Source organism: Streptomyces sp. NPDC102279 (genome assembly GCF_044766365.1).
Lineage (GTDB): Bacteria > Actinomycetota > Actinomycetes > Streptomycetales > Streptomycetaceae > Streptomyces.
On record NZ_JBIWLU010000007.1, the window covers coordinates 401,094 to 423,550 of the forward strand.

The window sequence follows — 22,457 nt, forward strand, 5'->3', positions numbered from 1 at the left end:
GCGGGGCGGCCCGTCTCCGGCCCGCCACCTCGCCCTACGCGTCGTACAGATCGGCCTTGCGCGGTGCGGCGTCCTGCACCGCGGTGCTGAGGAACGCCGAGCGGTTGCCGAACTTCTCGGTGTCCACGCCGTTCTCCTCCAGGACCCTGATCGCCGCCGAGTGCACCACACGCAGGACGGGCGTCGCGGCCCGCAGCGCGTCGTCCGCCATGAAACGGTGCCGCCACGGCTGGTCGGCCCACGCGTGCCGCAGGCCGAACGGCTCGGGCAGCGCCAGGGAGCCGCCCAGCCAGTCCAGGAGCGGCGGATACCAGCTGAGGGGGGCCCGCGCGGCCAGCCGTACGACCTCGTCCGCGGTGACCAGCGGCAGGCTCACCTTGCGGGTCTCCCAGAACCGCACGGTCTTCGCGACCTCCTTGGTCGGGGCCTCCGGCTTCGTGGTGAACAACGAGTTCACCGGGCCCAGCGCGTGACCGGTGACCTCGATGCGCAGCGTCTCGTGCAGCACGGTCACCGTGATCAGCATCGTGATGACCAACTGGCCGTCCCAGAGCGTCCACTGCACCCCGAGGTAGTGCCGGTCGCCGCTGCCGAACTGCTGCTTGTTGCAGATGTCCTGGATGGCGTGGTTCCTGACCGTGTACGCGTCCACATCCGTGCCGCCCGGCCGGGACACCGCCTTCGCGTTCTCCCCGATCGGCGTGACCACCCAGTGCTTGAGCGAAGGCGCCGGGAAACCACCGGTGTTGAGCGGTCCGCGCTCCAGCATGCGCAACTGGTCATGGATGCTGCGGATGACGTCCCAGCTGCGGAACGGGTGGATCTCCTTGGCCGTGTCCCGGGACACCAGGTCCTCGGCGAGCTGCCAGCTGCCCCAGCGCGTCCCCATCCCGAGGATGCCCTTGGGGCCCGCGTAGAACACGGAGTTGGACTGCTGCTCGGCGCTGAGGCGGGCGAGGGACTGACGCAGCCGCTCGGCCGCCGTCTCACCCGGGCTGCCGGGGACCGCCTCCGGAATCTTGGCGCCGATGCCGCCGCCCGACAGGAGGCCGTCCCAGCGGGCGCGCAGGTCCTTGGCCGTGCGCTCGCAGATCTGCTTGGCCCACAGCCAGCCCACGACGGGCAGGACCACCGACGCACGTCCGTACCACCCCCAGAAACCCGTGAACGGCATCCGCACGAGGAAGAGGACGGCGAGGGCGCCGGCGGCGAGCAGGAGCGTGGTGCCGAAGGCAGAGGCGCGTTTGTTCTCGCTCTTGGCGATCTGCGTGCGAATCGTGAAGACCAGCAGCCACACCACGAGACCCGGCAGGAACAGCAGCCCGCAGAGCACCATCACGGCCGACAACCAATTGTCGCGGTCCCGACGGATGTTGGTCGCCGCCAGGCAGTGCTCCACGACGGCCTGCGGCTCGGTGCCGAAGGACTGGATGAGCGGCTTGCGGCCGACGCCCAGCATGCGGCCGGTGACCGCCGTCGAGAAGGCCTCGCCGAGATTCGGCGCGAGCAGCTTGATCCGCGGGGCCTTGACGGTCGACTGATGCCATTCGTTGTCGGCCTTGAGGATCTCCGTGACCGGACTGTCGCGGTACGCCGCCGAGGCCAGGGCGAAGGTGGCCGCCGTCTGCCCCGCGGAGCCCGTGAGCGGCACCTGCGCCCCGGGAGTGAAATCGAAACCCTCGAACGTCACTTCCGCCCCCATCGCCGCCGCACCCGCTCCTGCGGCTTTCCCGACTTCGGTGCTCCGCACACCTGTTGATCAGGTCATCGTCTTGATCAGGTTCTCAGGGTAACGGGCATGACCGACATTCGTCGGCGGACGGCCGAAGCCGTCCGCCACGAACGACGCCCCGAACCCTCAGGAGTCCGGGGTCCGTTCACGGATCCGTTCGGCGATCTGCTGCGGCATCGGTTCGTGCCGCGCGTAATGCCGGTCGAACCGCGCGGTGCCGTGCGAGATGGACCGCAGATCGACGGCGTACCGCCCGATCTCGATCTCCGGCACCTCGGCCCGTACGAGCGTGCGCCCGCCGCCCGCCTGCTCGGTGCCGACGACCCGGCCGCGCCGCCCCGACAGGTCGCTCATCACGGCGCCCACGTAGTCGTCGCCGACCAGCACACTCACCTCGGCCACCGGCTCCAGGAGGTGGATCCTGGCGTCGGCCGCCGCCTCGCGCAGTGCCAGCGCGCCCGCCGTCTGGAAGGCGGCGTCGGAGGAGTCCACCGAGTGCGCCTTGCCGTCGCGCAGCGTGACCCGGACGTCGATGAGCGGATAGCCCGCCGCCACGCCCCGGGCCGCCTGGGTGCGCACGCCCTTCTCGACGGACGGGATGAACTGACGGGGCACGGCGCCGCCGACGACCTTGTCCACGAACTCGATGCCCGAGCCGTTCGGCAGGGGTTCCACCTCGATCTCGCAGATCGCGAACTGGCCGTGCCCGCCGGACTGCTTCACGTGCCGGCCCCGCCCGCTGGACGTGCCGGCGAACGTCTCGCGCAGGGACACCTTGTGCGGGACCACGTCGACCTGCACGCCGTACCGGCTGCGCAGCCGCTCCAGCGCGACGTCCGCGTGCGCCTCGCCCAGGCACCACAGGACGACCTGGTGGGTGTTCGGATTCTGCTCCAGCCGCATGGTGGGGTCCTCGGCGACCAGCCGGCCGAGCCCCTGGGAGAGTTTGTCCTCGTCCGCCTTGCTGTGCGCCTCGATGGCGAGCGGAAGCAGCGGGTCAGGCATCTTCCAGGGCTCCATGAGGAGTGGGTCGTCCTTGCCCGAGAGGGTGTCGCCGGTCTCGGCGCGGTTCAGTTTGGCCACGCTGGCGAGATCCCCCGCGATGCAGTGCGTGAGAGCCCGCTGCTGCTTGCCGAACGGCGCGGACAACGTGCCGATCCGTTCGTCGACGTCGTGGTCCTCGTGGCCGCGGTCGGTGAGCCCGTGCCCGGAGACGTGCAGCGTCGCGTCCGGGCGCAGCGTCCCCGAGAAGACCCGGACCAGGGAGACCCGGCCGACGTACGGGTCGGACGCCGTCTTCACCACCTCGGCGACCAGCGGGCCGTCCGGGTCGCACGCCCTGACCTCGCGCGCCGTGCCGTCCGGCGTGGTCACCGAGGGCGCCGGGCGCTCCAGCGGGGTGGGGAAGCCGCCCGTGACCAGTTCCAGGAGTTCGACCGTGCCCAGGCCCTGCCGGGCGCCCTCGGCGGCCGGGGCGGCGGCCAGTACCGGGAAGAAGGTGCCGCGGGCCACGGCCCGCTCCAGGTCCTGCACGAGCGTCTTGAGGTCGATCTGCTCGCCGCCCAGGTAGCGGTCCATGAGGGTCTCGTCCTCGCTCTCGGCGATGATGCCCTCGATCAGCCGGTTGCGGGCGTCCTCGATGAGCTGCCGCTGCTCGGGGCCCGGCTCCGCCTCCTTGCGCTCCCCGGAGGCGTAGTCGAACAGCCGCTGGGTCAGCAGGCCGATCAGGCCGGTCACGGGCGCGTGCCCGTCCGGAGCCTCGGGCCCCCGCAGCGGCAGATAGAGGGGCAGGACCGCGTCCGGGTCGTCCCCGCCGAACGCCTCCGCGCAGATCCGGGTCATCTCCTCGAAGTCCGCCCTGGCCGATTCGAGGTGGGTGACCACGATGGCGCGCGGCATGCCGACCGCCGCGCACTCCTCCCACACCATCCGGGTCGAGCCGTCCACGCCGTCCGAGGCCGAGACGACGAAAAGGGCCGCGTCCGCCGCGCGCAGACCGGCCCTCAGTTCCCCGACGAAATCCGCGTAACCCGGGGTGTCCAGAATGTTGATCTTGTATCCGTCCCAGTCGACGGGGACCAGGGAGAGCTGTACCGAGCGTTGCTGCCGGTGCTCGATCTCGTCGTAGTCCGAGACGGTGCCGCCGTCCTCCACACGGCCCGCTCGGTTCACCGCTCCCGCCGTCAGCGCGAGAGCCTCCACCAATGTCGTCTTGCCCGCTCCGCTGTGGCCGACCAGCACCACATTCCGTATGGACGCGGGGTGGTCGGCCGCCGTAGCCCTGCCGGCGGCTCCGGGGTGTGCGTTCGCCTTGTCGCCCATGGCCTTGCCTCCCGTGCACGGTGAGGTCACTGTGGGCGCGGACATGCTCAGGCCGCGTGCGGTGGCGGCACCGGTGACGCCCGCGGTGTCTTCGAGCTTCGCACTCGCGTCACGGTGCGTCCATACAGTGGACGCGACGGCGCCGCGACACCGATGGCATCGCGTCGTGACACGGGGGTGCGGGTGCCCGGCCGTCGCACATGCGCACGCGTGACTACGATGGGGCGGCCGGTGGCCAGCAGGGGCCGCACGGCGACACCGAACCTCGGGAAGGCCATGCTGAACAAGTACGCGCGTGCATTCTTCACGCGTGTCCTCACACCGTTCGCCGCGTTTCTCATCCGCCGGGGGGTAAGCCCCGACACGGTCACCTTCCTGGGAACGGCCGGAGTGATGGCGGGCGCACTGGTCTTCTTCCCGCGGGGAGAGTTCTTCTGGGGCACGATCGTCATCACGCTGTTCGTGTTCTCCGACCTCGTCGACGGGAACATGGCGCGCCAGCTCGGCCGCTCCAGCCGCTGGGGGGCCTTCCTGGACTCCACGCTCGACCGGGTGGCCGACGGGGCGATCTTCGGCGGCTTCGCGCTCTGGTACGCCGGCAACGGCGACAACAACGTCCTGTGCGCCGTCTCGATCTTCTGCCTGGCCAGCGGCCAGGTGGTGTCCTACACCAAGGCGCGCGGCGAGGCGATCGGCCTGCCGGTCGCCGTCAACGGTCTCGTGGAGCGCGCCGAACGACTGGTGATCTCCCTGGTCGCGGCCGGTCTGGCGGGCCTGCACGCGTTCGGCGTGCCCGGCATCCAGGTGCTGCTGCCGATCGCGCTGTGGATCGTCGCCGTCGGCAGCCTCGTCACGCTGGTCCAGCGCGTCGTCACCGTCCGCCGGGAGTCCGCCGAGGCGGACGCCGCCGCTGCCGCGGCGAACAGCGAGGCCACCTCGTGACCAGCCTCCAGGACCGGCTGGCGGACGGCGCCTACGCGCTCGGCTGGAGCACCGTCAAGAAGCTCCCCGAGCCCGTCGCCGTGCGCCTCGGCCGGACGATCGCGGACCTCGTCTGGAAGAAGCGCGGCAAGGGCGTGCTGCGCCTGGAGAGCAACTACGCGCGCGTGGTGCCCGACGCGACACCGGAACGCCTCGCCGAACTCTCCAAGGCGGGCATGCGCTCGTACCTGCGCTACTGGATGGAGTCGTTCCGGCTCCCCGCGTGGAGCGCGGACCGGGTGCGGGGCGGCTTCGAGCCGAAGGACCTGCACCACCTCACCGACGGCCTCGCCGCAGGCAAGGGCGTCATCCTCGCCCTGCCGCACATGGCCAACTGGGACCTCGCCGGCGCCTGGGTCACCACCAAGCTGGAGACGCCCTTCACGACCGTCGCCGAGCGCCTCAAGCCCGAGTCGCTGTACGACCGGTTCGTCGCCTACCGCGAGGGCCTCGGCATGGAGGTCCTGCCGCACAGCGGCGGCACCGCCTTCGGCACGCTCGCCCGGCGGCTGCGCGACGGCGGACTGGTCTGTCTGGTCGCCGAACGCGACCTGTCCTCGTCGGGCGTCGAGGTGCGGTTCTTCGGCGAGGCGACCCGCATGCCCGCCGGACCGGCCCTGCTCGCCCAGCAGACCGGCGCCGCACTGCTGCCCGTGACGCTCTGGTACGACGACTCGACCGTCATGCAGGGTCGGGTCCATCCGCCCGTCGAGGTTCCCGCGTCAGGCACCCGTGCCGAGAAGACGTCTGTCATGACACAGGCGATGGCCGACGCCTTCGCCACGGGAATCGCCGACCACCCGGAGGACTGGCACATGCTGCAGCGGTTGTGGCTCAAGGACCTCGACCCCGGGAAGGCATCCCAGGAGTCCCTCGCGCAGGACCCCGCGAACCCCGGGCATCCCGTGAATCCCGAGGCTCCCTTGACTCCCGTGACTCCCGAGAAGAGGACTCCGTGAGGATCGGCATCGTCTGCCCGTACTCCTGGGACGTCCCGGGCGGCGTCCAGTTCCACATCCGGGACCTGGCCGAGCACCTCATCGGCCTGGGGCACGAGGTCTCCGTCCTCGCCCCCTCGGACGACGACACCCCCCTGCCGCCGTACGTCGTCTCGGCGGGTCGCGCGGTCCCGGTGCCGTACAACGGCTCGGTGGCCCGGCTGAACTTCGGCTTCCTGTCCGCCGCGCGGGTGCGGCGCTGGCTGCACGACGGCACCTTCGACGTGGTCCACATCCACGAACCGTCCTCGCCGTCGCTCGGTCTGCTGACCTGCTGGGCCGCGCAGGGCCCGATCGTCGCGACCTTCCACACGTCCAACCCGCGCTCCCGGGCGATGGTCGCCGCGTACTCGATCCTCCAGGCCGCCCTGGAGAAGATCAGCGCGCGCATCGCGGTGAGCGAGTACGCGCGCCGCACCCTCGTCGAGCACCTCGGCGGCGACGCCGTCGTCATCCCGAACGGTGTCGACGTCGACTTCTTCGCCCGTGCCAAGCCCAAGCCGGAGTGGCAGGGCGACACGATCGGATTCGTCGGCCGCATCGACGAGCCCCGCAAGGGTCTGCCGGTGCTCATGAAGGCGCTGCCGAAGATCCTCGCCGAGCGGCCGCAGACGCGGCTCCTGGTCGCCGGACGCGGGGACGCGAAGGAGGCCGTGGAGTCGCTGCCCGCCGAGATGCGGTCGCGCGTCGAGTTCCTCGGAATGGTCAGCGACGAGGACAAGGCCCGCTTCCTGCGCAGCGTCGACCTGTACGTCGCGCCCAACACGGGCGGCGAGAGCTTCGGGATCATCCTGGTCGAGGCGATGTCCGCCGGTGCGCCGGTGCTCGCCGCGGACCTCGACGCCTTCGCCCAGGTCCTCGACCAGGGCGCGGCCGGCGAGCTGTTCGCCAACGAGGACGCGGACGCCCTCGCCGCCGCCGCGGTACGCCTGCTCGCCGACCCGGAGCGCCGCGCCGAACTGCGGGAGCGGGGGAGCGCCCACGTTCGGCGCTTCGACTGGTCGACGGTCGGTGCGGACATCCTCTCCGTCTACGAGACGGTGACGGACGGCGCGGCGGCGGTGGCCACGGACGAACGCACCGGCCTCCGCGCGCGGTTCGGGATGGCCCGGGACTGAGAGCACGGGAGGCGTACGGGCTCCTGGCGGGAGCCCGGCCCCGGAGGCTGTCCCGGCCGTCGTGGTGCGGGCTCCTCGGGCGGTCGAAGCCGACGCGAGTGCCGGCCCACCCGGCGGTCCCCGGCGTCTGGCCTCCGACGCCCGGCGTCTCCGCCCCCCGGCGCCTCTCGGCCCGCCCGGCACGGATGTCGCAAGGGGAGCCCGGTGCCTGACGGGGCCGCGGGTTCGCACGGGTAGCCTTGCCGCCCGTGACCGCAACCCTCATCTGGATCCTCGTCGCGCTCGTCGCGATCGGCCTCTACCTGAGCTGGACCGCCGGACGGCTCGACCGTCTGCACGCCCGGATCGACGCCGCCCGTGCCGCCCTCGACGCGCAGTTGCTGCGCCGGGCCTCCGTGGCGCAGGAACTGGCCACCTCCGGAGTGCTCGACCCGGCCGCCTCGATCGTGCTCTACGAAGCGGCCCACGCGGCCCGGCAGGCCGAGGAGGAGCAGCGTGAGGTGGCCGAGAGCGAGTTGAGCCAGGCCCTTCGGGCGGTGTTCGGGGAGGCCCAGCAGGTCGAGGCGGTGCGGGAGGTGCCCGGTGGCGAGGAGGCGGCCGGCGAGCTGGCCCAGGCCGTCCGGCGGGTGCCGATGGCCCGTCGCTTCCACAACGACGCCGTACGGGCCGCCCGCGCCCTGCGCCGCCACCGCAAGGTCCGCTGGTTCCGGCTCGCCGGCCACGCCCCCTTCCCGATGGCCTTCGAGATGGACGACGAGCCCCCGATCGCCCTGGCGGACCGCCCCACCAGCTGAAACCGCCGCCCGGTCCGGCGCGAGAAGCCAGGGAAGCGACCGGGAGGGGGCCGGGGGAAGGGGCCGGTCGCGGGCAAAACGATCCACCGCGTCCTCATTGGCCCTTGCAGTGGACTGGTCACCTCACGTTTCCTCGAAAGCGCATAAACCCTCTTTCACCCAGTGAGGTCACCCGTGTCCAGCACGCTCTCCAACTCCGCCCAGTCCGAGAACACCGCGATCGGTACCGCCCGCGTCAAGCGCGGCATGGCCGAGCAGCTCAAGGGCGGCGTGATCATGGACGTGGTCAACGCCGAGCAGGCGAAGATCGCCGAGGATGCCGGCGCCGTGGCCGTCATGGCCCTGGAGCGGGTCCCCGCCGACATCCGCAAGGACGGCGGCGTGGCCCGTATGTCGGACCCGAACATGATCGAGGAGATCATCGAGGCGGTCTCCATCCCGGTGATGGCCAAGTCCCGGATCGGCCACTTCGTCGAGGCCCAGGTCCTGCAGTCCCTCGGCGTCGACTACATCGACGAGTCCGAGGTCCTCACCCCGGCCGACGAGGTCAACCACTCCGACAAGTGGGCCTTCACGACCCCCTTCGTCTGCGGTGCCACCAACCTGGGCGAGGCCCTGCGCCGCATCGCCGAGGGCGCGGCGATGATCCGCTCCAAGGGCGAGGCCGGCACCGGCAACGTCGTCGAGGCCGTCCGTCACCTGCGCCAGATCAAGAACGAGATCGCCAGGCTGCGCGGCTTCGACAACAACGAGCTGTACGCCGCCGCCAAGGAGCTGCGCGCCCCGTACGAGATCGTCAAGGAGGTCGCCGAGCTGGGCAAGCTCCCCGTCGTCCTGTTCTCCGCCGGTGGTGTCGCCACCCCCGCAGACGCCGCGCTCATGCGCCAGCTCGGCGCCGAGGGCGTCTTCGTCGGGTCCGGCATCTTCAAGTCCGGCGACCCGGCCAAGCGCGCCGCCGCCATCGTGAAGGCCACCACCTTCTTCGACGACCCGAAGATCATCGCGGACGCGTCCCGCAACCTCGGCGAGGCCATGGTCGGCATCAACTGCGACACCCTCCCCGAGACCGAGCGCTACGCCAACCGCGGCTGGTAGTCACCCATGAACACTCCTGGCACCCCTGTGATCGGGGTCCTGGCCCTCCAGGGCGACGTACGGGAGCACCTCATCGCCCTGGCCGCGGCGGACGCCGTGGCCAGGCCGGTGCGGCGCCCCGAGGAGCTCGCCGAGATCGACGGCCTGGTCGTTCCCGGCGGCGAGTCCACCACCATCTCCAAGCTGGCCGTCCTCTTCGGAGTGATGGACCCGCTGCGCGCGCGCGTGCGCGACGGCATGCCCGTCTACGGCACCTGCGCGGGCATGATCATGCTCGCCGACAAGATCCTCGACCCGCGCTCGGGCCAGGAGACCATCGGCGGGATCGACATGATCGTGCGCCGCAACGCCTTCGGACGCCAGAACGAGTCCTTCGAGGCGTCGGTCGACGTCCTGGGCGTCGAGGGCGATCCTGTAGAGGGCGTCTTCATCCGTGCGCCCTGGGTCGAGTCCGTGGGCGCCGAGACGGAGGTGCTGGCCGAGCACGAGGGCCACATCGTCGCCGTCCGCCAGGGCAACGCGCTGGCCACGTCGTTCCACCCGGAGCTGACCGGCGACCACCGCGTGCACGGTCTGTTCGTCGACATGGTGCGCGCGAACCGGACAGCGACGTCCTTGTAGGATCTGGGGGTCCCCTCAGGCTCCGCAAGCCCGGGGGAGTTCGTCCAGGTTGGGTTACGCGAGGGAGACAGGCAGATGTCCGGCCACTCTAAATGGGCTACGACGAAGCACAAGAAGGCCGTGATCGACGCCAAGCGCGGCAAGCTCTTCGCGAAGATGATCAAGAACATCGAAGTCGCGGCCCGTACCGGTGGCGCGGACGTGTCCGGCAACCCGACGCTGTTCGACGCCATCCAGAAGGCCAAGAAGAGCTCGGTCCCGAACAAGAACATCGACTCCGCGGTCAAGCGCGGAGCCGGTCTCGAAGCCGGTGGCGCCGACTACGAGACGATCATGTACGAGGGTTACGGCCCGAACGGTGTCGCGGTGCTCATCGAGTGCCTCACCGACAACCGCAACCGCGCCGCCTCCGACGTCCGCGTCGCGATGACCCGGAACGGCGGGAACATGGCCGACCCGGGCTCCGTCTCGTACCTCTTCAACCGCAAGGGCGTCATCATCGTCCCCAAGGGGGAGCTGAGCGAGGACGACGTCCTCGGTGCCGTCCTCGACGCGGGTGCCGAAGAGGTCAACGACCTCGGCGAGACCTTCGAGGTCGTCTCCGAGGCCACCGACCTGGTCACGGTGCGCACCGCGCTCCAGGAGGCCGGCATCGACTACGACTCCGCCGACGCCAACTTCGTCCCGACCATGCAGGTCGAGCTCGACGAGGACGGCGCCCGGAAGATCTTCAAGCTGATCGACGCCCTGGAGGACAGCGACGACGTGCAGAACGTCTTCGCCAACTTCGACGTCAGCGACGAGGTCATGGAGAAGGTCGACGCCTGAGGGCTCGTACCGAGCGACGGGCCGACGGGACACACTCCCGTCGGCCCGTCGCTTTGTCGGTGCCACCCGATAGCCTGCACGAACAGGCGAACCGAGGAGGGGCCGGCGTGCGCGTGCTGGGGGTTGACCCGGGGTTGACCCGGTGCGGTGTCGGGGTGGTCGAGGGGGTCGCGGGCCGTCCCCTGACCATGTGCGGCGTCGGGGTCGTCCGCACCCCGGCGGACGCCGAGCTGGGCCTGCGCCTGGTCGCCGTCGAGCAGGGCATCGAGCAGTGGCTCGACGAGTACCGGCCCGAATTCGTCGCCGTGGAGCGGGTGTTCAGCCAGCACAACGTCCGTACGGTGATGGGTACCGCCCAGGCCAGCGCCGTCGCGATGCTCTGCGCGGCCCGGCGCGGCATCCCGGTCGCCCTGCACACACCGAGCGAGGTCAAGGCCGCCGTCACGGGCAGCGGACGCGCGGACAAGGCGCAGGTCGGGGCGATGGTCACCCGGCTGCTCCGGCTCGACGCGCCCCCCAAGCCCGCCGACGCCGCCGACGCCCTCGCGCTCGCCATCTGCCACATCTGGCGCGGCCCCGCCAAGAACCGCCTGCAGCAGGCCGCCGGCGCGAACGGACAGCACCAGGCCGTCGCGCAGAACCGACTGCAGCAGGCGGTCGCCGCGCACGCCTCACGCCAAGCCTCGAAAGGCCGTACCGCATGATCGCCTTCGTCAGCGGCCCGGTGGCCGCCCTCGCCCCCGACTCCGCCGTGGTCGAGGTGAGCGGTATCGGGATCGCCGTCCAGTGCTCGCCCAACACGCTCTCCGGGCTCCGCATGGGCAGGGAGACCAAGCTCGCCACCTCCCTCGTCGTCCGCGAGGACTCCCTCACGCTCTACGGCTTCGTCGACGACGACGAGCGTCAGGTCTTCGAGCTGCTCCAGACCGCGAGCGGTGTCGGTCCGCGGCTGGCCCAGGCGATGCTCGCCGTGCACAGCCCGGATGCTCTGCGCCGCGCCGTCTCCACCGGCGACGAGAAGGCGCTCGTCGCTGTCCCCGGCATCGGCAAGAAGGGCGCCCAGAAGCTGCTGCTGGACCTGAAGGACCGGCTCGGCGAACCCCTCGGCCCCGGTGGCCCGGCCATCGGCACGGCGGTCACCGCCGGCTGGCGCGAGCAGCTGCACGCCGCCCTCATCGGTCTCGGATACGCGACCCGCGAGGCCGACGAGGCCGTCTCCGCCGTCGCCCCGCAGGCCGAGGCCGCCGAAGGCGCCCCCCAGGTCGGCCAGCTTCTCCGGGCGGCCCTGCAGACACTCAACCGAGCCCGCTGAGGACCCTGGCCGCCGCGCCGGCCCACGTCGCGGGGTGACCCGCGCCCGCCCGACCGCCCCACCACCACGAGACCGCGAGGCACCACCGATGAACTGGGACGACACGACCGACGAAGCCGCCGCGGAGCGGTTGGTGGGATCTGTCGCCGACCGTGAGGACCAGGCCGTCGAGGCCGCCCTGCGGCCCAAGGACCTGGACGAGTTCATCGGACAGGAGAAGGTCCGCGAACAGCTCGACCTGGTCCTGCGGGCCGCACGCGCGCGGGGAGCCACCGCGGACCACGTGCTCCTGTCCGGAGCCCCCGGGCTGGGCAAGACCACCCTCTCCATGATCATCGCGGCCGAGATGGGCGCCCCCATCCGCATCACCAGCGGCCCCGCCATCCAGCACGCGGGAGACCTCGCCGCGATCCTCTCCTCCCTCCAGGAGGGCGAGGTCCTGTTCCTGGACGAGATCCACCGCATGTCCCGGCCCGCCGAGGAGATGCTCTACATGGCGATGGAGGACTTCCGCGTCGACGTCATCGTCGGCAAGGGCCCCGGCGCCACCGCCATCCCCCTGGAGCTGCCCCCCTTCACCCTGGTCGGCGCCACCACGCGCGCGGGACTGCTGCCGCCGCCGCTGCGCGACCGCTTCGGCTTCACCGCGCACATGGAGTTCTACGGACCCGGCGAGCTGGAGCGCGTCATCCACCGCTCCGCCGGCCTCCTCGACCTGGAGATCGGCACGGAGGGTGCCGCCGAGATCGCCGGCCGCTCCCGCGGCACGCCCCGCATCGCCAACCGCCTGCTGCGCCGCGTGCGCGACTACGCGCAGGTCAAGGCCGACGGGATCATCACCCGGGAGATCGCCTCGGCCGCCCTCAAGGTCTACGAGGTCGACGCGCGGGGCCTGGACCGGCTCGACCGCGGTGTCCTCGAGGCGCTCCTCAAGCTGTTCGGCGGCGGCCCGGTCGGTCTGTCCACGCTAGCTGTCGCCGTGGGGGAGGAGCGTGAGACCGTGGAGGAGGTCGCCGAGCCCTTCCTCGTACGGGAGGGCCTCCTCGCCCGTACTCCCCGTGGCCGGGTGGCGACACCCGCGGCATGGGCGCATCTCGGCCTCACGCCGCCCCGCCAGTCCGCGGGCGGAAAGGGACAACAGGACCTGTTCGGGGCGTGACGGCGCGCACAAGGGCCGGGCCAGGAACCCCGGTGCCATGTTGAGCGTTGTTCCCTGAGCGCGGACTCGCTTAGACTCCGCCGATGCCGCCCTTGCCGACGGCATACATACCCCCATCCAGCAGGCCGCTCACCATGTGCGGTCGAAGAAGGAAGTTCCGACCCGTGAGTCTCGTGACCCTCCTCCCGTTCATCGTGCTCATCGGGGCCATGTTCCTGATGACCCGCTCGGCCAAGAAGAAGCAGCAGAAAGCGGCTTCCATGCGCAACGAGCTGCAGCCCGGCTCCGGCGTGCGCACGATCGGTGGCATGTACGCCACGGTCAAGGAGGTCAACGAGGAGACGCTCCTCCTCGACGCGGCCCCGGGTGTGGAGCTGCTCTTCGCGAAGAACGCGATCGGTGCCGTCCTCACGGACGACGAGTACAACCGCATCGTGCACGGCATCGAGCACGACCTGAAGGCCGACGGCAGCTACGTGCCCGACGACGCCTCCTCCCTCACCGAGACCGACGAGCCCGCCGCCGACGCCTCTTCCGACGCCTCCGACGACAAGCCCCTCGACCTCGGCAAGAAGGACGCGCCCGTCGCGCCCGCCGACGAGGTCGCCGAGGCGAAGGCCGACCAGGCCGCCGACGTCGACGCGAGCGAGCCGAAGAAGACCGACGGCGAGGCCGACGCGAAGTAGTCACGACCCGGGAGCGCGGCGCGACCCGCTCGCACTCCGCACCTCCCGGGACGTGCTGTTCTCGCACGGAGTCCCGACACCATGGCATGGCCGTCCACGCGCTCACCCGGCGCAGGGCGGCCCGAGAGGGAGTACGAGAAGGTGGCAGCACCGAAGAAGGGCCGGAGCGCCGGTGGCCAGAGCAGGCCGGGGCGCGCGCTGGTCCTGATCCTGATCGCCATCGCGGCGCTCACCGGGGGAATGTTCGCCTCGGGACACACCACTCCGCGTCTCGGCATCGACCTCGCCGGCGGTACGAGCATCACGCTCACGGCGAAGAACGAGCCCGGCCAGCCCAACGCGATCAACAAGACCAACATGGACACCGCGGTCGACATCATGAACCGCCGTGTCAACGGTCTCGGTGTGTCCGAGGCCGAGGTGCAGACCCAGGGACGCGACAACATCATTGTCAACATCCCCAAGGGCACGAACTCGAAGCAGGCCCGCGAGCAGGTCGGCACCACGGCCAAGCTCTACTTCCGTCCCGTGCTGGCCACCGAGGCCTCCGGCGCCGCCGCGTCGGCCACTCCCTCGCCGAGCACGTCGAGCAGCTCCAAGACGACCGACAAGGCCACCGACAAGGCGACCTCGTCCTCGTCCCCGTCGTCCTCCGTGACGCCGTCGGCGACCGCCACCTCCCAGGGCCGCGCGGTCACCGACGCCCTGAAGGCGGACTCCAGCCCGTCGGCCTCCGCGAGCGCGACCGGCTCCGCCGCCGCCACGCCCACGCCGAGCGGCAGCGTGGATCCCGCGACCGCAAAGCTGCAAGCCGCGTACACGAAGCTCGACTGCACGAAGAAGGCGGACCGCGCCACCGCCGGTGACGGTGTCAAGCCGACCGAGCCGACGGTTGCCTGTGGTGAGGACTCGCCGGGGCAGTGGTCCAAGTACGTGCTCGGCCCGGCGGAGGTCGCCGGTACGGACATCAAGAAGTCCGGGGCCGTCTTCGACACCCAGAGTGCCGCGGGCTGGAAGGTCACCATGGACTTCACGTCCGGTGGCTCCAAGAAGTTCGCCGCCATCACCGGCAAGCTGGCCCAGCAGCAGCAGCCGCAGAACCAGTTCGCCATCGTCCTCGACGGTGAGGTCGTCTCCGCCCCCTCGGTCGCCCAGTCGCTGAGCGGCAGCGCCGAGATCTCCGGGTCCTTCACCCAGACCGAGGCGCAGGACCTGGCCAACATGCTGAACTACGGCGCGCTGCCGCTCAGCTTCAAGGAGTCCAGCGTCACCACGGTGACCGCCGCGCTCGGTGGCGAGCAGCTGCACGCCGGTCTGATCGCCGGCGCCATCGGCCTCGCCCTGGTCGTCATCTACCTGGTGATCTACTACCGGGGCCTGTCGGCCATCGCCATCGCCTCCCTGCTCGTCTCCGCCGTCCTCACGTACGTGCTGATGGCGCTGCTCGGCCCGGCGATCGGCTTCGCGCTGAACCTTCCGGCCGTCTGTGGAGCGATCGTCGCGATCGGCATCACAGCGGACTCGTTCATCGTGTTCTTCGAACGCATCAGGGACGAGATCCGCGAGGGTCGCACCCTGCGGCCCGCCGTCGAGCGCGCCTGGCCGCGCGCCCGGCGCACCATCCTGGTCTCCGACTTCGTGTCGTTCCTCGCCGCGGCGGTGCTCTTCATCGTCACCGTCGGCAAGGTCCAGGGCTTCGCGTTCACCCTCGGTCTGACCACCGTGCTGGACGTCGTCGTCGTGTTCTTCTTCACGAAGCCGCTGATGACGCTCCTCGCCCGCAAGAAGTTCTTCGCGAGCGGCCACCCGTGGTCCGGCCTCGACCCGAAGCGACTGGGCGCCAAGCCGCCGCTGCGCCGTACCCGTCGCCCCTCCGCCCCCGTCGACACGAAGGAGGCGTGAGATGTCGAAACTCGGCACCCTCGGCGCCCGACTGCACCGCGGCGAGATCGGCTACGACTTCGTCGGCAAGCGCAAGATCTGGTACGGCGTCTCGATCCTGATCACCATCACGGCCATCCTCGGCCTGACGGTGCGGGGCCTGAACATGGGCATCGAGTTCCAGGGCGGCGCCGTCTTCACCACCGAGAAGAGCAGCATCTCGGTGAGCCAGGCGGAGACCTTCGCGGAAGACGCCTCCGGCCACGACGCGGTCGTCCAGAAGCTCGGCAACGGCGGACTGCGCGTCCAGATCGCCGGCATCGACACCGACAAGTCGGACACGATCAAGGAACAGCTCGCCAAGGACCTCGGCGTCGACTCGGAGAAGATCAACGCCGACCTGGTCGGCCCCAGCTGGGGTGACCAGATCGCCAACAAGGCCTGGGAAGGCCTGGCGATCTTCATGGTCCTCGTCGTGATCTACCTGGCCATCGCCTTCGAGTGGCGCATGGCCATCGCGGCCCTGGTCGCCCTGATCCACGACATCACCATCACGGTCGGCATCTACGCCCTGGTGGGCTTCGAGGTCACCCCGGGCACGGTGATCGGTCTGCTCACGATCCTCGGTTACTCGCTCTACGACACGGTCGTCGTCTTCGACAGCCTCAAGGAGCAGACGAAGGACATCACCAAGCAGACCCGCTGGACCTACAGCGACGTCGCCGACCGCTCGATCAACGGCACGCTGGTGCGTTCCATCAACACCACGGTGGTCGCGCTGCTGCCGGTCGCCGGCCTGCTGTTCATCGGCGGCGGCGTGCTCGGCGCGGGCATGCTCAACGACATCTCGCTGTCGCTGTTCGTCGGCCTCGCGGCCGGTGCGTACTCCTCGATCTTCATCGCCACGCCGCTCGTCGCCGACCTCAAGGAGCGCGAGCCGCAGATGAAGGCGCTGCGCAAGCGCGTCCTCGCCAAGCGGGCGCAGGCCGCGGCCAAGGGCGAGTCCCTCGAGCCGCAGGCCGCCGAGGCGTCGTACGACGACGAGGAGCCCGAGGACGTCGCACCCGCGGTCGTCGGTCCCCGCAACCAGCCCGCGTCGCGCACCCGCGGCCGTGGCCGTCCCTCGGGGAAGCGCCGATGACCGGTATCGAGGAGCTGCTGTCCAGCCGTATCCGTGACGTGGCGGACTACCCGGAGCCGGGCGTGGTGTTCAAGGACATCACCCCGCTGCTGGCCGACCCGGCCGCGTTCGGCGCGCTGACCGACGCTCTGGCGGACGTCGCCACCCGTACCGGAGCCACCAAGATCGTCGGTCTGGAGGCGCGGGGGTTCATCCTCGGCGCTCCGGTCGCGGTGCGCGCCGGGCTCGGCTTCATCCCCGTGCGCAAGGCGGGCAAGCTCCCCGGAGCGACCCTCTCGCAGGCGTACGACCTGGAGTACGGCTCCGCCGAGATCGAGGTGCACGCCGAGGACCTCAGCGCGGGCGATCGCGTGCTGGTCGTCGACGACGTCCTCGCCACCGGCGGCACCGCCGAGGCCTCGCTGCAGCTCATCCGCCGCGCGGGCGCCGAGGTCGCGGGCGTCGCCGTCCTGATGGAGCTGGGCTTCCTGGGCGGCCGCGGCCGACTGGAGCCGACGCTGGCCGGAGCTCCGCTGGAGGCGCTGCTCACGATCTGAGCGCCCTTCGCGGCCCCCGGGAGGAAAGTCCCGGGCAAGCCCGCCGAAAGGCCTGAGACACCCGCAGGACACCCCGAAGGCGGGCCCCGGAGGAATCCGGAGCCCGCCTTCGGCGTTCCTGCTGTACGAGGTGGTCCCGGCGGCCGGCAGAGAGTCCGACGCCCGGGATCGCTACCATGGGGTTTCCGGAGCCTGACCGGGGGACCCGGAACGCGCACGAGGAGCCCTCTTGCCAGACGAGGCCCAGCCACTCGCCCCCAGTGCGGAACGCCTGGGGGGAACCGCCTCCACGAAGCCCGAGCCCGTCTCGGGCACCGCGGAGAAGCCCGCCGAGAACGCCGCGAGCGGGCCGGTCGAGCACGCCCAGTCCGCACCGGACGACACGGCGGCCGAGCAGCCACGTCCCAAGCCGGCTCCCCCCGAGCGCACCGGGAACACCCCGGTGGTCCGCCCCGCGGCCGGCCAGCCCGCCCGCACCGGCGGCTCCTCCAACCGCGTCCGCGCCCGCCTGGCCCGGCTCGGCGGCCAGCGCTCGAACCCGTACAACCCGGTTCTGGAGCCGCTGCTGCGGACGGTGCGCAGCCACGACCCCAAGATCGAGACGGCCACGCTGCGGCAGATCGAGAACGCCTACCAGGTCGCCGAGCGCTGGCACCGGGGCCAGAAGCGCAAGAGCGGCGACCCGTACATCACGCACCCGCTCGCCGTCACCACCATCCTCGCCGAGCTGGGCATGGACCCGGCCACCCTGATGGCCGGTCTCCTGCACGACACCGTCGAGGACACCGAGTACGGCCTGGACACCCTCAAGCGGGACTTCGGCGACCAGGTCGCCCTGCTCGTCGACGGCGTCACCAAGCTCGACAAGGTCAAGTTCGGTGAGGCCGCGCAGGCCGAGACCGTGCGCAAGATGGTCGTCGCCATGGCCAAGGACCCCCGCGTCCTGGTCATCAAGCTCGCCGACCGCCTGCACAACATGCGCACCATGCGCTATCTCAAGCGTGAGAAGCAGGAGAAGAAGGCGCGCGAGACCCTGGAGATCTACGCGCCGCTCGCCCACCGCCTGGGCATGAACACCATCAAGTGGGAGCTGGAGGACCTCGCCTTCGCGATCCTCTACCCCAAGATGTACGACGAGATCGTGCGTCTGGTCGCCGAGCGCGCCCCCAAGCGCGACGAGTACCTCGCCATAGTGACCGACGAGGTCCAGTCCGACCTTCGCGCGGCGCGCATCAAGGCGACCGTCACCGGCCGCCCGAAGCACTACTACAGCGTCTACCAGAAGATGATCGTCCGCGGCCGTGACTTCGCGGAGATCTACGACCTGGTGGGCATCCGCGTCCTCGTGGACACCGTCCGCGACTGCTACGCGGCACTCGGCACCGTGCACGCGCGATGGAACCCGGTCCCCGGCCGGTTCAAGGACTACATCGCGATGCCCAAGTTCAACATGTACCAGTCGCTGCACACGACGGTGATCGGCCCCAACGGCAAGCCCGTCGAGCTGCAGATCCGTACGTTCGACATGCACCGCCGCGCCGAGTACGGCATCGCGGCCCACTGGAAGTACAAGCAGGAGACCGTCGCCGGATCCTCCAAGATCCGTACCGACGTGCCCCGCGCCGCGAAGGGCAGCGCGGGCCAGGACACCGTCAACGACATGGCGTGGCTTCGTCAGTTGCTCGACTGGCAGAAGGAGACCGAGGACCCCAGCGAGTTCCTGGAGTCCCTGCGCTTCGACCTGTCGCGCAACGAGGTCTTCGTCTTCACGCCCAAGGGCGACGTGATAGCGCTCCCGGCCGGTGCCACGTCGGTGGACTTCGCGTACGCGGTCCACACGGAGGTCGGCCACCGGACCATAGGAGCGCGAGTCAACGGCCGGCTCGTCCCCCTCGAGTCGACCCTGGACAACGGCGACCTCGTCGAGGTCTTCACCTCCAAGGCGGCCGGCGCGGGCCCCTCCCGCGACTGGCTCGGCTTCGTGAAGTCGCCGCGCGCCCGGAACAAGATCCGCGCGTGGTTCTCCAAGGAGCGCCGCGACGAGGCGATCGAGCACGGCAAGGACGCCATCGCGCGCGCGATGCGCAAGCAGAACCTGCCGATTCAGCGCATCTTCACCGGCGACTCGCTCGTCACCCTCGCGCACGAGATGCGCTACCCCGACATCTCGTCGCTGTACGCGGCGATCGGCGAGGGGCACGTCACCGCGCAGAGCGTCGTCCAGAAGCTCGTCCAGGCACTCGGCGGCGACGAGGCGGCCACCGAGGAGATCGACGAGTCCGTACCGCCCGCCCGGGGCCGCGGCCGCAAGCGGCGCAGCAACAACGACCCCGGTGTGGTCGTCAAGGGCGTCGACGACGTCTGGGTCAAGCTCGCCCGGTGCTGCACCCCGGTGCCCGGCGACCCGATCATCGGCTTCGTCACCCGTGGCAGCGGCGTATCGGTTCACCGCAGCGACTGCGTCAACGTCGACTCGCTGTCCCGTGAGCCCGAGCGCATCCTCGAGGTCGAGTGGGCACCCACCCAGTCCTCGGTCTTCCTCGTCGCCATACAGGTGGAGGCGCTGGACCGTTCACGTCTCCTGTCGGACGTCACGCGCGTCCTGTCCGACCAGCACGTCAACATCCTGTCGGCGGCCGTCCAGACCTCCCGTGACCGGGTGGCCACCTCCCGCTTCACCTTCGAGATGGGCGACCCCAAGCACCTGGGGCACGTCCTGAAGGCGGTCCGGGGCGTGGAGGGCGTGTACGACGTCTACCGCGTGACCTCGGCCCGCAGGCCCTCCGACGCCTGACCTCCGCGCCGCCCCGCCCGGGCGGCGCGTGCAGCACACGAAGGGGCTCCCGTACGCACCGTACGGGAGCCCCTTCGTGTGAAGCCGTCGCGGCCGAAGCCTCAGCCGCCGAACTCCTGAAGGCCCTTCAGCGCCTGGTCCAGCAGCGCCTGACGGCCGTCGAGCTCCTTCTGGAGCTTGTCGGCCCTCGAGGTGTTGCCCGCGCTGCGCGCCGCCTCGATCTGACCCTGGAGCTTGTCCACGGCGGACTGCAGCTGACCGGTGAGACCCTCGGCACGCGCGCGTGCCTCCGGGTTCGTCCGGCGCCACTCGGTCTCCTCGGAGTCCTGGAGCGCCCGCTCCACCGTGTGCATACGGCCCTCGACCTTCGGGCGGGCGTCACGCGGCACGTGGCCGATGGCCTCCCAGCGCTCGTTGATCGAGCGGAAGGCCGCACGGGCCGCCTTCAGATCCTGCACCGGGACGAGCTTCTCGGCCTCCTCGGCCAGCTCCTCCTTGAGCTTGAGGTTCTCCGTCTGCTCCGCGTCCCGCTCGGCGAAGACCGAACCGCGCGCCGCGAAGAACACGTCCTGGGCGCCGCGGAAGCGGTTCCACAGGTCGTCCTCGTGCTCGCGCTGAGCACGGCCCGCGGCCTTCCAGTCCGCCATCAGCTCGCGGTAACGGGCGGCCGTCGGACCCCAGTCCGCCGAACCGGACAACGATTCGGCCTCCGCGACCAGCTTCTCCTTGGTCTTGCGGGCCTCCTCGCGCTGCGCGTCCAGCGAGGCGAAGTGCGCCTTGCGCCGCTTGGAGAACGCCGAGCGGGCGTGCGAGAAGCGGTGCCACAGCTCGTCGTCCGACTTGCGGTCGAGCCGCGGCAGCCCCTTCCACGTGTCCACCAGGGCACGCAGCCGCTCGCCCGCCGCGCGCCACTGGTCGCTCTGCGCCAGCTCCTCGGCCTCGACGACCAGCGCCTCCTTGGAGTGCCGCGCCTCGTCGGACTGCTTGGCCCGCTGGACCTTGCGCTCCTCACGACGCGCGTCGACCGTCTCGACGAGCTTGTCGAGACGGACCTTCAGGGCATCCAGGTCACCCACCGCGTGGTGGGCCACCACCTGCTCACGGATGTGATCGATGGCGGCCTGGGCGTCCTTCGCCGACAGGTCGGTGGTCTTCACTCGCTTCTCGAGGAGGCCGATTTCGACAACCAGGCCCTCGTACTTGCGCTCGAAGTAGGCCAGCGCCTCATCGGGGGAGCCGGCCTGCCAGGAACCGACGACCTGCTCGCCGTCGGCCGTACGCACGTACACGGTCCCCGTCTCGTCGACGCGTCCCCACGGGTCGCTGCTCACAGCGCCTCCTCCACATGATGCCTGCGAGGGGCGTCAGCGCCCCCTGGCATCGTCCACAGTTTCGTCACGGCCAACATAGGCGACCGGCGGGGCGGCTGTCCGCATCCCGCGCGACCGAAATTAAGCAGCCGGCGGTCAGGATTTCGCCACGGTCATCTTGTTGATCACGACGGTCGCGTTGGGGGCGCCGTCGCCCTGGCCCGTGCTCTCACCGGCCGCCGCGATCTTCTTGAGGACCGTCATGCCGGACTTGGAAATAGTTCCGAACGGTGTGTAGCTGGGCGGCAACTGACTGTCCTGGTAGACGAGGAAGTACTGGCTGCCGCCGGTGTGCTTCTGGCCGGTGTTGGCCATGGCGATCGTGCCCGCCGGATACACCCCGGCCTTCAGCGTCTTGTCCTTCAGGTTCTCGTCCGGAATCGTGTAGCCGGGACCGCCGGAGCCCTGGGCGGTCGGGTCGCCGCACTGCAGGACGTAGATGCCGTTGGTGGTGAGCCGGTGGCACTTGGTGTGGTCGAAGAACCCCTTGCCGGCGAGGTAGGAGAACGAGTTCACCGTGTGCGGGGCCGCGGACGCCTTGAGGGCGATGTCTATGTCCCCGCAGGTCGTCGCCATCTTCATCGTGTAGGCCGCGGACTTGTCGATGGTGACCGCCGGCTCCTTCTTCCAGCTGAGCGACTTCACCTTGCCCGCCGTCGGCTTCTCGCACGGGTCGGACGCCTTGCTCGGGGTGGCGCTCGGCGACACCTCGGAACCGGCACTGGTCTTCTTCTTGCCGTCGTCCTTGAAGACCCCGGTCGCGAACGACAGCGCACCGCCCGCGACGAGTACGCCGACGACCGACGCGATCACCGCGTTGCGTGTATGGGTCTTGCGTCGCGCGGCCGTGCGGCGCTGCTGCTGTCGCAAGAACTTCTCCCGGGCGAGCTGACGCCGCCGCTGTTCCTGGCTGACCACCGGGTTTCTCCTCGTGCGTCTCGTACGTCGATGGGACGCGTGCGTCTTGTGAGCCGACCGCCTGCGTGTGCCCCGTACCGTATATGGGTTCGCTGAGGAATCGGCAGCGCCGGTAGGCTCTGATCCACAGCCACCCGCCCCGTACGACACCAGCGCGTACGCCACCACGAA

General features: G+C 70.5%; 19 protein-coding genes. 15 read left to right on the top strand and 4 right to left on the bottom strand.

Annotated features, from left to right (window positions below):
• Positions 1–34: 34 nt before the first annotated feature.
• Together ACIRQH_RS20420 and ACIRQH_RS20425 are read right to left on the bottom strand one after the other, a co-directional pair.
• Positions 35–1,702, bottom strand: a complete 1,668-nt coding sequence (locus ACIRQH_RS20420; RefSeq protein WP_388868571.1) for a hypothetical protein — start codon at positions 1,700–1,702, stop codon at positions 35–37.
• 156 nt (positions 1,703–1,858) lie between these two features.
• Positions 1,859–4,054 (bottom strand): elongation factor G-like protein EF-G2, encoded by a 2,196-nt coding sequence (locus ACIRQH_RS20425; RefSeq protein WP_388868568.1) that lies wholly within the window; start codon positions 4,052–4,054, stop codon positions 1,859–1,861.
• Positions 4,055–4,273: 219 nt separating this feature from the next.
• On the opposite strand from ACIRQH_RS20425, the gene pgsA reads away from it, so the two are divergent.
• The 15 genes from pgsA to ACIRQH_RS20500 all read left to right on the top strand — a co-directional run bounded on the left by pgsA (position 4,274) and on the right by ACIRQH_RS20500 (position 19,998).
• On the top strand, positions 4,274–4,996 hold the full coding sequence (gene pgsA, locus ACIRQH_RS20430) for a phosphatidylinositol phosphate synthase (protein WP_358821688.1): 723 nt from the start codon (positions 4,274–4,276) through the stop codon (positions 4,994–4,996).
• The gene (locus ACIRQH_RS20435; RefSeq protein ID WP_388930406.1) at positions 4,993–5,994 is read left to right on the top strand and encodes a phosphatidylinositol mannoside acyltransferase; all 1,002 of its coding nucleotides are present in this window, start codon (positions 4,993–4,995) and stop codon (positions 5,992–5,994) included. Before pgsA ends, ACIRQH_RS20435 begins: the two co-directional genes overlap by 4 nt.
• Complete coding sequence (locus ACIRQH_RS20440; protein WP_358821662.1) at positions 5,991–7,151, top strand: glycosyltransferase family 4 protein; 1,161 nt, start codon at positions 5,991–5,993, stop codon at positions 7,149–7,151. Before ACIRQH_RS20435 ends, ACIRQH_RS20440 begins: the two co-directional genes overlap by 4 nt.
• Before the next feature lie 248 nt (positions 7,152–7,399).
• Positions 7,400–7,945, top strand: coding sequence for a hypothetical protein (locus ACIRQH_RS20445; RefSeq protein ID WP_355866044.1), 546 nt, complete (start codon positions 7,400–7,402; stop codon positions 7,943–7,945).
• Between the two features lie 174 nt (positions 7,946–8,119).
• Positions 8,120–9,040, top strand: coding sequence for a pyridoxal 5'-phosphate synthase lyase subunit PdxS (gene pdxS / locus ACIRQH_RS20450; RefSeq protein ID WP_358821663.1), 921 nt, complete (start codon positions 8,120–8,122; stop codon positions 9,038–9,040).
• Positions 9,041–9,046: 6 nt separating this feature from the next.
• Positions 9,047–9,661 carry a pyridoxal 5'-phosphate synthase glutaminase subunit PdxT gene (gene pdxT, locus ACIRQH_RS20455; protein ID WP_388868561.1) on the top strand — a complete coding sequence of 205 codons (615 nt, stop codon included), beginning with the start codon at positions 9,047–9,049 and terminating at the stop codon, positions 9,659–9,661.
• A 75-nt stretch (positions 9,662–9,736) separates the two neighbouring features.
• Positions 9,737–10,489, top strand: coding sequence for a YebC/PmpR family DNA-binding transcriptional regulator (locus tag ACIRQH_RS20460; RefSeq protein WP_358821665.1), 753 nt, complete (start codon positions 9,737–9,739; stop codon positions 10,487–10,489).
• A 107-nt stretch (positions 10,490–10,596) separates the two neighbouring features.
• Complete coding sequence (gene ruvC / locus ACIRQH_RS20465) at positions 10,597–11,193, top strand: crossover junction endodeoxyribonuclease RuvC (protein ID WP_358821666.1); 597 nt, start codon at positions 10,597–10,599, stop codon at positions 11,191–11,193.
• On the top strand, positions 11,190–11,801 hold the full coding sequence (gene ruvA, locus ACIRQH_RS20470; protein ID WP_358821667.1) for a Holliday junction branch migration protein RuvA: 612 nt from the start codon (positions 11,190–11,192) through the stop codon (positions 11,799–11,801). Before ruvC ends, ruvA begins: the two co-directional genes overlap by 4 nt.
• Positions 11,802–11,889: 88 nt before the next feature.
• Positions 11,890–12,960, top strand: coding sequence for a Holliday junction branch migration DNA helicase RuvB (gene ruvB / locus ACIRQH_RS20475; RefSeq protein WP_388868553.1), 1,071 nt, complete (start codon positions 11,890–11,892; stop codon positions 12,958–12,960).
• A 164-nt stretch (positions 12,961–13,124) separates the two neighbouring features.
• A complete protein-coding gene (yajC, locus tag ACIRQH_RS20480) occupies positions 13,125–13,646 on the top strand; it encodes a preprotein translocase subunit YajC (RefSeq protein WP_358821669.1) in 522 nt (173 codons plus the stop codon).
• A 141-nt stretch (positions 13,647–13,787) separates the two neighbouring features.
• The gene (gene secD / locus ACIRQH_RS20485) at positions 13,788–15,548 is read left to right on the top strand and encodes a protein translocase subunit SecD (protein ID WP_388868549.1); all 1,761 of its coding nucleotides are present in this window, start codon (positions 13,788–13,790) and stop codon (positions 15,546–15,548) included.
• A 1-nt stretch (position 15,549) separates the two neighbouring features.
• Positions 15,550–16,668, top strand: coding sequence for a protein translocase subunit SecF (gene secF / locus ACIRQH_RS20490; RefSeq protein WP_358821671.1), 1,119 nt, complete (start codon positions 15,550–15,552; stop codon positions 16,666–16,668).
• Complete coding sequence (locus ACIRQH_RS20495; protein ID WP_358821672.1) at positions 16,665–17,204, top strand: adenine phosphoribosyltransferase; 540 nt, start codon at positions 16,665–16,667, stop codon at positions 17,202–17,204. Before secF ends, ACIRQH_RS20495 begins: the two co-directional genes overlap by 4 nt.
• 229 nt (positions 17,205–17,433) lie before the next feature.
• Positions 17,434–19,998, top strand: a complete 2,565-nt coding sequence (locus ACIRQH_RS20500; protein ID WP_388868546.1) for a RelA/SpoT family protein — start codon at positions 17,434–17,436, stop codon at positions 19,996–19,998.
• Positions 19,999–20,099: 101 nt separating this feature from the next.
• On the opposite strand, the gene ACIRQH_RS20505 is transcribed toward ACIRQH_RS20500, so the two are convergent.
• A complete protein-coding gene (locus tag ACIRQH_RS20505; RefSeq protein ID WP_358821673.1) occupies positions 20,100–21,329 on the bottom strand; it encodes a DUF349 domain-containing protein in 1,230 nt (409 codons plus the stop codon).
• Between the two features lie 135 nt (positions 21,330–21,464).
• Positions 21,465–22,286: a peptidylprolyl isomerase gene (locus tag ACIRQH_RS20510; protein ID WP_404226765.1), complete on the bottom strand. Its 822-nt coding sequence runs from the start codon at positions 22,284–22,286 to the stop codon at positions 21,465–21,467.
• Between the last annotated feature and the right edge of the window lie 171 nt (positions 22,287–22,457).